Annotated in this window: 8 protein-coding genes; 3 read left to right on the forward strand and 5 right to left on the reverse strand. The window is 42.9% G+C overall.

Annotated features, from left to right (window positions below):
* Positions 1–50: 50 nt before the first annotated feature.
* Positions 51–3,734 (reverse strand): AAA family ATPase, encoded by a 3,684-nt coding sequence (locus HFU86_RS03885; protein ID WP_187128759.1) that lies wholly within the window; start codon positions 3,732–3,734, stop codon positions 51–53.
* Positions 3,735–3,736: 2 nt separating this feature from the next.
* Entirely contained in the window at positions 3,737–4,951 is a 1,215-nt protein-coding gene (gene sbcD / locus HFU86_RS03890) for an exonuclease subunit SbcD (RefSeq protein WP_187128760.1), read from the reverse strand.
* Between the two features lie 334 nt (positions 4,952–5,285).
* Here sbcD and phoB point away from each other — a divergent pair, with 334 nt between their 5' ends.
* From phoB to brnQ, 3 genes are all read left to right on the forward strand, one after another.
* The gene (gene phoB / locus HFU86_RS03895; RefSeq protein WP_036953802.1) at positions 5,286–5,975 is read left to right on the forward strand and encodes a phosphate regulon transcriptional regulator PhoB; all 690 of its coding nucleotides are present in this window, start codon (positions 5,286–5,288) and stop codon (positions 5,973–5,975) included.
* Positions 5,976–5,998: 23 nt separating this feature from the next.
* Entirely contained in the window at positions 5,999–7,318 is a 1,320-nt protein-coding gene (gene phoR, locus HFU86_RS03900; protein WP_187128761.1) for a phosphate regulon sensor histidine kinase PhoR, read from the forward strand.
* Between the two features lie 494 nt (positions 7,319–7,812).
* On the forward strand, positions 7,813–9,141 hold the full coding sequence (gene brnQ, locus HFU86_RS03905; RefSeq protein ID WP_036953807.1) for a branched-chain amino acid transport system II carrier protein: 1,329 nt from the start codon (positions 7,813–7,815) through the stop codon (positions 9,139–9,141).
* Positions 9,142–9,214: 73 nt separating this feature from the next.
* On the opposite strand, the gene ggt is transcribed toward brnQ, so the two are convergent.
* The 3 genes from ggt to HFU86_RS03920 form a co-directional block, all read right to left on the reverse strand.
* Positions 9,215–10,981: a gamma-glutamyltransferase gene (gene ggt / locus HFU86_RS03910; RefSeq protein ID WP_187128762.1), complete on the reverse strand. Its 1,767-nt coding sequence runs from the start codon at positions 10,979–10,981 to the stop codon at positions 9,215–9,217.
* Positions 10,982–11,194: 213 nt separating this feature from the next.
* Complete coding sequence (locus HFU86_RS03915; RefSeq protein WP_036953813.1) at positions 11,195–11,797, reverse strand: peroxiredoxin C; 603 nt, start codon at positions 11,795–11,797, stop codon at positions 11,195–11,197.
* A gap of 206 nt (positions 11,798–12,003) precedes the next feature.
* A complete protein-coding gene (locus HFU86_RS03920; RefSeq protein ID WP_187128763.1) occupies positions 12,004–12,615 on the reverse strand; it encodes an acyl carrier protein phosphodiesterase in 612 nt (203 codons plus the stop codon).
* Positions 12,616–12,765: the final 150 nt, after the last annotated feature.

A 12,765-nucleotide genomic window follows, 5' to 3' on the forward strand; every position in this document is an offset into this window, starting at 1 on the left:
TAAAAGTATAATAAATTCATATTGTTGCTTTTATTTTTAAGCCTGCTTGGTTAACTAACACGATAGTGGCTTGGAAGTTCACTAAAGCCGAGTCCATTAGTTTTTTTCACCGCAATTTGTACAGGAATTCGTTCTTTCATCGCTTCCACATGGCTAATCACACCAATGGTTTTTCCTGATGCATTTAGGCTCTCTAATGCATCTAGGGCGATGTCTAAAGTTTCAGCGTCTAGCGTACCGAAACCTTCATCTAAAAAGAGTGACTCTAATTGTGTGCGATGGCTCACCATGTCAGAGAGTGCAAGGGCTAGGGCGAGACTAACTAAGAAACTTTCACCCCCTGAAAGGGTCTTCGTATCGCGAATACTATCCCCTTGCCAACCATCAATAACTTGTAATTCGAGGTTAGCTAAATGGCTACGCTGTAGCAAATAACGACCATGTAATTTATCGAGTTGTTGGTTAGCGAGCGAGACTAAACAGTCTAGAGTTAGCCCTTGAGCATAGCGACGGAATTTATCCCCTTCAGCGGAGCCGATTAAGGTATTGAGATAACTCCAATCATCGTAGCTTAATTGGCTCTGTTCAATTTTATTCAATAACTCACGCTGCTGGTGACGTTGCTGCTGATCACGCTCAAGCTGGTTAATGATTTGACCTTGTTCCTGGTTCAATATTTTGATTTGACTCTCTAATTGTTCGAGAGCTTGCTGAATTTGTTCCACAGAAAACTCAGTGAATTCCATTAAACGCTGTTGCTCATGATTTGCTATGGCTGACAGACTTTCTTGGTAGCGAGTTTCTGCCTCTAGTCGCTGTTGAGTCACTCGCTGTTTAAGTTGCTCTAGCTCAATTTTCTCTTCAGTCGGCAGTAAGGCATTAAGGAATTGCTCTTGAGTATCGAAAGGGCTGCTACTGAGTGCAGTAACAAACTGAGTGTGAGCGGCTAACTGTCGTTGGCTTAGTTGCTTCAATTGGTAATCAAGTTCTTGGGCACTCCCGTTGAGTGCAGCAATATTTTTATCTATTGCGCTAATTTGCTCTGAAAGCGTATCAACTTGATATGTGTATTGAGCTTGTTTTTCTTGCATTTTTTGAACAAAAACAGTAACTGTTTGGCCATCTAACAGATTCTGGCGCTGTGTGGTTTTTTGTTCAATTTGCTGATTCAATTGCTCTAATTGCTGCTGTTGAGCAGAAAGTTGCTGAGCTAGTTGCTGAGCATTAGCTGTTTCAGCTGCAAGCGTAGCAGTATCAACTTCAATATTTTTGGTGATTTGCAGAAAGGTGTTTTTTTGAGCTTCATAATATTGCCCGCGTTGCTCAATCTCTTGTAGCCAAGTGGTAAATTGCGCTTGGCTTGGAAGAATGAGATTGAATGGCGCCAGCGAGGCCGTAAGTTGCTGTACTTGTTGTTCTAAGCGTTGTTGCAGAGATTGCTGCTCAGCTTGGTTTTCTTCTAATTGCAGGGACAGATGCTTAAGTTTCTCATCAAGGAGAGATAACTCAGAAAACAGCTGTTTAGCTTGGGTTTGCTGTTCATAATATTGGTTTTTAGCATCTTGATACTGACGCTCTAATTGTGCAAATTCATTGATGATGGTTTGCAGAGCGGTAAGCTTTTCTTGTAATTCAGCGAGCAATTGTTCTACCGCAGATACGTTTTTGGCTAGTTCAGGCGTAAGTGCTTGCTCACATGCTTTTACCCATTGACGGTTCAGGTTGTTGAGCTGCTCTTGTAGCTGTTTTTGAGCCAATTCGTTATCTTGCTGGCGGCGTTTGTCTGCTTGCAATAAGGCTTGATACTCAGTGAGCTTTTGTTTTTCAGTTTCAATTTGAGTCATCAACGTAGCCAGTTGTTGCTGAGTCTCATTAGGTATAACGGCTTGATATGATGCTAAAGCAGGATGATCCAATGAGCCACAAAGAGGGCATGGAGTCCCTTTTATGAGCTGTTGGCGTTCATGTTCTAAGCTGACAATCTTTTGTTCTAGCTGAAGTTTTTGCTCCAAAATTTGCCGTTGCGGCTGGAGCTGAGTCATTCTATCTTGCGTAATGGTAATCTGTTGCGACAATTGGTTGATAGATTCGCTAAGTTGGTTTTGCAACTGCGTTTGTGACTGTAACTGTAGCTGTTTTTCCTCATGTTGAGTCAGTAAAACAGGCAGTATTTTCGCATGCTGCAAACGCTCTTGCTGCTGTGAAATTGCTGCTTTAATTTCCTCGATATTGTGCTTTTCTTTATATTCCTGAAACTGCTTTTCGAGCTGATTAAAGCGAGAATGCTGTTCTTCTAAATGGCTTTGAGCCTGTTGAGACTCTTTGGCTTTTTGCTGCTGAACCTGTTGTAGGGTTTGCCATTCTAGGTGGATAGCTTTCTGCTTTTGCTGATTTTGGGTTAGGCGTTCTGTGAGTTCATAAATAAATTTCCCTTGCTGCTGCCAGCTTCCGAGTTGCGCGACAATCTGGGCATCATTTTGATGTTCTTGTAGAAATAACTGGGTTTTATTCAACTCATTATTGGCATGAAGAATTTTCTGCTGAATGTTTTCTACACTCGATTTTTTCTGTAAATATTCGCCATTTAGCTGATTTAATTGCTGGTCCAATTGGACTTTTTGTTGGTTAAGCTGAGTGAGCAAGTTGTCGAGTGGTCGCACTTCGTTATCGATCATTGCCGTGGTTTTTTGTACCCACTCTTTATATTGATTTTGCTCCGACTGAGCGTGAGTGTGTTGGGCAACCAATGGCAAGCGCTGCTTTTGAGCGCCTTCTAAAAGTAATGTGGTGCGCTGCTGTTTTTGGGTCTGTTCATTGAGTTGAGTTTGCAAGCTTTGTACTGCCAACCAATCTGGGCGTAAGGCTTCTGCAGGGGTACTTTGTGCCAGCTTATGTAAGCGGGGTTCGGCGGCTTGATATTGTTGTAGAGCTTGCTGCTGTGCAATCTGTAATCGCTGGGTATTTTGTACCAATTGTTGATGTTGCTGGTGCCATGTTAGCGCTTGTTGATGGCGGTTTTTATTCTGATTCAGTTGCTGTTCTTGCGCTGAATATTGTTGCTGTTTTTCAACGAGTTCTTGATGTTCAGCTTCAGTGAGTAAGTTAATGCTACTGGCTTGCGCCCGAAGAATATCGAGATCGGTTTTAGCTTGTTTATGTTGGTTAAAAATATACACCGAAATCTGGCTGTAAATTTCGGTGCCAGTGATCTCTTCCAGTAAATCGGCTCGCTCTTTTTCGGTCGCATTTAAAAAGGCAGCAAAATCCCCTTGAGAGAGCAAAATGGATTTTGTGAAACGCCCAAAATCTAGCCCGGTGATTTGCACAATTTTTTCACGCACTTCACTGATTTTTTCTGCAATGATTTGCCCATCAGCGATGGTTGCTAGCTCAGCTTTTGCGTCTTGCAGGTTACCATCGGGTTTATTGTTTGCCCTGCGTTGGCTCCAAAATGCGCGATAAGCGACGCCTTTAACTTCAAATTCCACTTCAGCTAAACATTCACCCGTGTGGCGGGTCATTAACTCATTTTTGCTTTTTGATATCGCGCCTAACCGTGGAGTCTGGTGGTAAAGTGCAAGGCAGATGGCATCCAATAACGTGGTTTTTCCCGCGCCAGTTGCGCCTGTGATGGCAAATAACCCATTGCTGGCAAAAGGCTCTTCTGTGAAATCAATCTTCCATTCACCTTTTAGGGAGTTAATGTTTTTCAGGCGTAAGCTTAAGATTTTCATAGTTATTCTCCCAGCTCATTGCGCAAGTTGGCGCAGGATTGCTTGAACAGCTGCAATAAACGCTGTTCTAACGCTTTGTCTTCCAATGACTCTTCTGTAAGTCGTCGAGTAAAGACTTCCTCGGCGGTCAGCTCATTTAATGTTTCATTCTGTGGAGTGAGGTTTTGACCAGTTTGTGCCCGCCGCGCTCGGCGTAGGCGAACAACTTCAACAGGGAGTTCTTGAGTAAGAGCTTCAATACGTTGTTGGATATCTCCCAGATAATCTTGAGTGGCGACTTCAATATCTAACCAAATAGGGGGCTCATTCTCTTTGACAGGTAAGTCCATTAATTGTTTTTGTAGTTCTTTCAAAGAGCCTTTTAAACTCAATAGTGGCTGAAAAACGGGTATTGGTAGTAAAGTAACATTGGCAAATTGGTGCTGATTAAATTCCACTAAGCAGACACTTTTTTGTTGTTGTGATTCATCAAAGCTAAGTGCAATCGGAGAACCACTGTAGCGAATATGTGCTTGCCCACCAATCAGTTGAGGGCGATGGATGTGTCCGAGTGCAATATAATCCGCAGGTGGGAATGCGCCGGAAGGAAAAGCATCCAATGTACCGATATAAATCTCACGCACGGAGTCTGTCAGCTCTGCACCAACAACGGTCAAATGCCCCGTGGCAATAATCGGGATATCTAAGTTCAGTTCAGTACGTTGCTCAACGGCTTTTTGGTAACAGCTTTGGTAGTGTTCATGAATGGCATTTTGTAATGAAAGTTGTTTCTCTTCACTGCTTTGCCCTGCAATGCTGACTTGGATATCTCGTGGTCGTAAAAAGGGGATCGCGCACACCAGCCCATTAGGGTTCCCTTGTTTATCTTTCAATGTGATGACTGGGGACTCGCTGTTTGATGTGATGACGTGAGTATTTAAATAACGTAATAACGCGCTGGATTCATTCAAAACAGAGACAGAATCATGGTTACCGCTCAAAATAACTAATTGGCAGTCTGTTTTTTGCAAATCAACAATAAACTGGTTGTAGAGTTCGCGCGCATAACTTGGCGGAGCGCCAGTATCAAAAACATCACCAGCCACAATCAGGGCATCCACTCGGTACTGTTTGACTTGTTCTATTAACCAACGCAAAAAGTGTTGGTGTTCAGCAGATCGGTTTTTAGTGAAAAAATACTGACCTAAATGCCAGTCTGAAGTGTGGATGATGCGCATGAGCTAGCGGTTCCTGTAATTATGACGCTTTTACTATATTAATATTCTGATGCTTTATACTAATACTCAAACCATTTGGTTTGCTGTGTCACAGTATACTGTATATAGGTTCAGTGAAAGCAAAGGTATGGCAAATTAAACAGTAAAAAATAAGAGAGTTGCGAAGCGCTTCGCAATGATAGCCAGATGTGGTGTTAATATTTCACTTACATGACATTAAACTGTTAATCTAATGATAGATCTTGATTGTGGGTTGAGATATTCATAATTCTGTCACAAAACTGACGCATAATGCGGTCACATTAAAAATCTCTTCTTATTTACAGGAACAATCATGGCAAGACGCATTCTAGTCGTTGAAGATGAAGCGCCCATCCGAGAAATGGTTTGTTTTGTATTGGAACAGAATGGTTTTCAGCCCACAGAGGCTGATGATTATGATTCTGCAATAGCGCAATTGGTTGATCCACTTCCTGATTTAGTGTTGTTGGACTGGATGATCCCCGGTGGTTCCGGTATCCAAGTCATTAAACATATGAAGCGTGATAGCGCCACGCGTGATGTCCCCGTGATGATGCTAACTGCAAGGGGAGAAGAAGAAGATCGGGTGAAAGGATTAGAAGTGGGTGCGGATGATTATTTAATCAAACCATTTTCACCAAAAGAATTGATAGCTCGAGTTAAAGCCATTTTACGACGTATCTCTCCAATGGCGACAGAAGACATTATTGAGATGAACGGGTTAGTTCTTGATCCTACTTCTCATCGAGTTACCAGCAAAGAAATTCCCATTGATATGGGGCCTACCGAATACAAGTTACTTCACTTCTTTATGACTCATCCAGAACGAGTATATAGCCGCGAGCAGTTACTCAACTATGTTTGGGGCGCAAACGTGTATGTGGAAGACAGAACGGTGGATGTGCATATTCGTCGTTTAAGAAAAGCGTTAGAGTTAGATGGGCATGATAAGATGGTGCAAACGGTTCGTGGTACTGGCTACCGCTTCTCTGTTCGCTATTGAGAAACCATTAGGGAGAAACATGGGTGCTTGAACGCTTATCCTTAAAACAGCTGATTTGGGGGCTGTTTTTATTTATTTTACCCGCATTGATACTGTCTGTTTTTATTGGGCATCTTCCGTGGCTATTAGTGATTTCGCTGCTCGCAGCACTCATTTGGCACGGATATAACCTGCTAAAACTTTCAGATTGGCTCTGGTTGGATAGAAGTATGCTGCCGCCGGATGGCAAGGGGGGATGGGAGCCGATATTTTATGGCATCTATCAGATGCAGCAGCGCAACCGTAAGCGTCGCCGTGAATTAGGTCAGTTGATTAAGCGCTTTCGCAGCGGAGCTGAATCCTTGCCTGATGCGGTGGTAATTATGACCACCGAAGGCAATATTTTCTGGTGTAACCGCCACGCTCAACAGCTTCTAGGCTTTCGCTGGCCTGAGGATAACGGACAGCATATTTTTAACTTGCTACGTTATCCTGATTTTAGTCGTTATTTCACCGTGAAAAACTATGACCAAGCACTGACGATTGAGCTTAATAGTGGCGAAATTGTTGAGTTTCGGATCTTACCATATGCGAGTGATCAGCTTTTGATGGTGGCTCGAGATGTGACTGAAAAACGCCGTCTAGAAAAAGCGCGTAGAGACTTTTTTGCTAACGTGAGCCATGAGTTACGAACGCCATTAACGGTTATACAAGGTTATCTTGAAGTCATGGATGATCAAGAAGGCACTTCACCGATGAATAAAAAAGCGTTGTCGGTGATGCAAGAACAGACTCATCGAATGGATAATCTAGTGAAGCAATTGCTGCAATTATCCCGTATAGAGGTTGCCCCTCAAATTAATTTAGACGAACAGATTAATATGCCGGTCATTCTCAAGATGATTGAACAAGAAGCAATTAGCTTAAGCCAAGGGCGGCAAGAGTTTGAATTCAGTATTGATGAAAAACTTCGAGTTCATGGAAATGAAGAGCAGCTACGAAGCGCGGTTGCTAACTTAGTGTATAACGCCATAAACCATACGCCAGATGGTACGAAAATTAAGGTGAAATGGCAGCGAACCAGTAATGGTGCCCAGTTTAGTGTGAGTGACAATGGCCCAGGAATTCCAGCGGAGCATCTTCCTCGCTTAACAGAGCGTTTTTATCGTGTGGATAAAGCGCGTTCAAGGCAAGGTGGCGGCGGAACAGGATTGGGCTTAGCGATTGTTAAGCATGCGGTTCAGCATCATAGTAGCCAGCTCTCAGTAACCAGTCAGGTTGGTAAGGGCAGTGAGTTTTCATTCACATTACCGCCAGTGTTTATTGTGTCAGACAAGAAAGTGAATACATTAAGCACGAAATAATCGAAAAACCGAAACCTTGCTAATAAAATCATCATATTAGCAAGGTTTTTTGTTTTGTGTTTCATCCTATATTGGTACTATTTCTAACACCTACGTTATATTTTCAATTTTATCCTGCAATTTTCTTCATCTTATTCTGTGAATATTTCTTCAGTATGGTTAAAAAATGTTTTATTGATGATTTTTTAGCCTGAATATATACGGGATATTGCAATTTTACTGACAGTAATCACTGGTTCTTAAATTTAGTTTGGTGCATTGTTCTTGTTTTCGGGTTTGCTCTTGCCTTTTTTCCCTATAAAAGTTTTACTTGTCGCCAGTTATTGGCGATTTTTACTGTTTTTTGATGTTTAGTATTGCAAAGCTAACCAAGACATGCATTTTGTATTGTTAATGTAATGTTGATCAGAACTCTATTTCGTCATATATGTTCCAATAGGTTACGGATGAAGTGACCTATTTTTATTTCATAATTTACTAAAAATTAACATAATATGGCTCATCGTTTATCATCCAGAGATATCCTCGCCTTAGGTTTTATGACCTTTGCGCTGTTTGTTGGGGCTGGAAATATTATTTTCCCGCCAATGGTCGGTTTACAAGCCGGTGAACAAGTTTGGACTGCGGCACTTGGCTTCTTAGTCACTGGTGTCGGCCTTCCTGTTCTTACCGTCGTTGCATTGGCGAAAGTGGGGGGCGGTATTGAAGCGCTCAGCACGCCAATTGGTAAAACTGCCGGTCTGCTATTAGCTATCGTTGCATATCTATCGGTGGGGCCTCTTTTTGCGACCCCAAGAACGGCAACCGTTTCTTATAAAGTGGGTATTGCACCATTGCTGGGCGGTGAATCGGAAATATCACTGCTGATTTATAGCGCCATCTATTTTGTACTGGTAATCGGTATTTCGTTATACCCAGGTAAATTGCTAGATAGTGTTGGGCACATTTTGGCTCCAGTCAAAATGTTGGCACTGGCAATTTTAGGCGTTGCTGCGGTTATGTGGCCTGCTGGAGAACCGATTCTGGCAACCCCTGAATACCAAAATATGGCATTTTCCAATGGATTTATTAATGGCTATTTAACGATGGACACATTAGGTGCCATGGTTTTTGGTATTGTCATTGTGAATGCGGCGCGTTCCCGCGGTATTGAAAACTCATCATTATTAACTCGCTATACCATGTGGGCGGGTTTAATTGCTGGTGTGTTATTAACTCTGGTCTATTTATCGTTGTTTAAACTGGGCGAAAATAGTGGATCATTGATTCCAAATCCAGCTGATGGCGCTGATATTCTTCACGAATATGTTCAATACACGTTCGGTAACTACGGTAGCTTCTTCTTAGCGGTGTTGATTTTTGTTGCCTGTATGGTAACTGCTGTAGGGCTAACCTGTGCATGTGCTGAGTTCTTCAGCCGCTATGTGCCAATCTCTTACCGTAAATTGGTATTGATTTTAGGCTTGTTCTCTATGGTGATTTCAAACCTAGGACTGAGTAAGCTGATTGCGTTCTCATTGCCGGTATTGGTTTCGATTTATCCACCTTGTATCGTTTTGATTTTAATGAGCTTTACGTTGAAGTGGTGGCGTAACCCAACCATCGTGATTGCTCCAACGATGTTAACAAGCTTTGTGGTCGGTTTGATTGGTGCAGTGAAAGCCTCTGATAACTTGAAGACTTATATCCCTGACTGGATGACGTCTATTCCATTATATCAGCAAGATTTAGCGTGGTTATTACCATCGGTGGTTGTGTTAGTGGTTGCTGCGCTATGTGACAGACTTATCACACCATCAAGTCAGCATCATAAGCACGCATAATATATTGTAAATTCCTAAAAAAATGCCAGTAGATGATAAATCCACTGGCATTTTCATTTTAGTTATCGACTAACTAATTCACACCCACCGCACTGCCCGCAGGGCGGCGAACATCGTTAGATCCGTAAATAAAGCCTTCACGGACTTTGCCAGAAACAGCAGAATCGTTGCCGGAAGATTTTGCGCTCACACCCGCACCGTCAGGAATGCCAATCATAATTAGCTCTGCAGCGCCCCATGGGGTCTGTTCTACCATTTTATAACCCATCTTATCGAGTAACGCTAAACTGTCTTTAGACACACCGCGTTGCTCATAATAAACCTCGTCAGGCAGCCATTGATGGTGAATGCGAGGGGCATTTACCGCCTCTTGTGGTGGCATGCCGTGGTCAATAATGTTTAGTGCAGTTTGCAAGGTAATTGAAATGATCCTTGAGCCTCCTGGAGAGCCGAGTACTAAGAAGACTTTGCCGTCTTTAGTGACAATTGTCGGACTCATTGATGATAGTGGGCGCTTACCGGGGGCGATAGAGTTTCTTTCCCCTTGTACTAACCCATACAGATTTTTCTCACCCACTTTGGTGGTGAAATCATCCATTTCATCATTCAGGAAGAAACCTGTACCCGGAGGAATCACTACAGAGCCAAATCGACCATTGATTGTATAAGTGGTTGAAACGGCATTGCCTTTGTCATCTACGACCGAATAGTGGGTCGTTTCTGGTTTTTCGTGAGGTCCTATTCCCGGTTGAACTTCAGTGGACGGTGTCGCTTTATTTGGCACAATCTCTTTGCGCAGATCAGCGGCGTATTGTTTGCTGAGCAGCTTACCTGTCGGGTTATCTACAAATGCAGGGTCGCCTAAGAATGTATTGCGATCCATATAAGCGTGGCGCATCGCCTCTGTCAGCGTATGAATGTATTCAGCAGAGTTGAAGCCCATTTCTTTGAGGTCATAACCTTCTAAAATATTGAGGGTTTCGCAGATAGTTACGCCGCCCGAACTTGGTGGTGGTGCAGAGATAAATTTGTAACCACGGTAAGTACAGCTAACGGGAGTGGTATCTGAGATAGAGTAATCAGCAAAGTCTTGAGCTGTTAGGATCCCGCCATTTTTCTTCGATGCGGCTTCTACGATTTTAGGAATATCCCCTTCATAGAATGCAACGGGGCCTTTATTGGCGATTTTTTCCAGTGTGTTTGCCAAATCGGTTTGTACCAGTAAGTCTCCCGGTTGGTAAGCTCTTCCATCCGGTTTTAAGAATATCCTAGCCACTTCGGGGTCTTGCTTGAAGCGCTCGGTCGTAGTGTCGAGTACATCGGTATCGCCACGGGTTAGGACAAAGCCTTCTCGAGCCAGTTTAATCGCGGGTGCCATTACTTGCTGGCGGCTCATTGTGCCGTATTTTTCAAGGGCATAATCTAAGCCTTTCACTGTACCCGGTACACCCGATGCGAGGTAGCCATATAAGCTGGCATCTTTGATAAGTTTGCCGTCTTTATCTATATACATATCGGCGCTGGCCGCTTTTGGGGCGGTTTCTCGGAAGTTAATAAAGATATCTTTGCCATCCGCAAGATGCAGTGTCATAAAACCACCACCACCAATATTGCCACAGCAAGGGTTAACAACGGCTTGGGCATAACCCACAGCCACTGCCGCATCAACCGCATTTCCTCCGGCTTTTAAAATGTCAGCACCAATTTGTGAAGCAAGGTGTTGAGAGGAGACAACCATGCCTTTTGTTGCTTCAACGGCGGGTTCGGAAGCGGCATAAAGTTGACTTGAGGTCAGCAACGAAATTAGTAGTAAAGAAGGGCGCCATACATTTTTTATCATTGGTATCTCCCGATTAAATGAGGAAGTAACGCGTAGATGTAATACAAATAAATAATTTGTTAAATATTTGTATCGTTCAGATATAGCATGAATGGTTTGAGGGGTTGAATAACAAAAGTGAAAAAGTGTTAACGCGGTAGGAAAAAATTTTAGATAGGTATAGATACAAAAATGCCGGCATTAAGCCGGCACTTGGAAACTTAACAGGTCAAATTACAGACCAGTTGCGTTCTTAGTCAGGTAAGCAGCAACGCCTTTTGGAGATGCGTTCATGCCTTCTTTACCTTTTTCCCACTGAGCTGGGCAAACATCACCGTGCTCTTCGTGGAATTGCAGCGCGTCAACCATACGCAGCATTTCGTCGATGTTACGGCCTAATGGCAGGTCGTTAACCACTTGGTGACGAACAACACCGTTTTTGTCAACTAAGAAAGAACCACGCAGAGCAACGCCCGCTTCTGGGTGCTCGATGCCGTAAGCTTTCATGATGTCGCGTTTGATATCAGCAACCATCGGATATTTAACTTCACCGATACCGCCGTTATCAACAGGAGTTTTACGCCATGCGTTATGAACGAATTCTGAGTCGAAAGAAACACCAACGATTTCTACGCCGCGTTTTTTGAATTCTTCATAGCGATGGTCGAATGCAATCAGTTCTGAAGGACATACAAAAGTGAAGTCCATCGGCCAGAAGAAGATCACAGCTGGGCGACCGTTCAGGTGTTTTTTCAGGTTGAAGTTTTCAACGATTTCACCATTACCAAGAACAGCTGCAGCAGTAAAGTCAGGGGCTTGACGTGTAACCAGAACCATAATGTACTCCTATGAGTTTTAAGGGTTTCTATCTCCGCAATCGAAATGGGGCATGCGGATAAATATAACCTAAGGATAAGGTTTTATCCTTGGAGAATAAAGACATTAAAACCAATCAATATGATAGCTTTTACCTATCAATGGTATCAATTTGGCAGATTAATATCAATAAGATAGTTTTATTCCATTAAAGTGCAAGTTTTAATTTATTCGGATGCACGTAATGTGAACTCTTGGGCAAAAAGTTGCTGTTTTGCCGTCTCAATCATTTGTGGATAAAACTGAAAGAAAATATGTTCAAGTTCTAGATAATTAAGCAAAAAATCATCGAATGAGCCACTTAGAGCCGCGAGTTTTGGGCGGCGCCTTGCCATACCATTCAGTGACTTACCGATATACGCTTTTTCTGCGTATCGGGTCAACCATTGTTGAGACCAAAGATACTCATTTAACTCCTGAAATTTTTCAGGGGTATGACACAAATCCGGTTCAATGGTTTGCCTAGCAAAATGCACAAAATCAGAGAGTGAATGTGAAGGAACGAGACGCTCCCAATGCCGAGAAAGAAAATGATCCCAGACTAAATCTAAGGTGATCGGCGCGACTCGGCGGTATTCTTCGCGAAATAGCTGACGAGCTTGTTTGACGAGCGGATGGGTATCGGTGGTTCTATCTACGGCTCTGTGCATACGGATCCCTGCAACAATTTCAGGGGAATAAGCTCCCGCAGGATTACCGCGTACGTAGTCTGCCATCATATTTCCCAATAGGGAGCTTTTGGCAAGATGGGCAAGATGAAGATGAGCAAGATAGTTCATATCGGTACTATAAACGAAAAATGTCAGAAACGAAAAATTGAAAGAAAAAAGGCAGCCGACACATTCCGTGCGGTTTCAGAAAATATTTGTACAATATTGATTCTTTTTTATACAAAATGGCGCTTATTTCTTGCGCCAAAGGCAGTGCAG

Origin of the sequence: Providencia sp. JUb39, from assembly GCF_012272845.1 — a bacterium.
Taxonomy (GTDB): Bacteria; Pseudomonadota; Gammaproteobacteria; order Enterobacterales; family Enterobacteriaceae; genus Providencia; species Providencia lanzhouensis.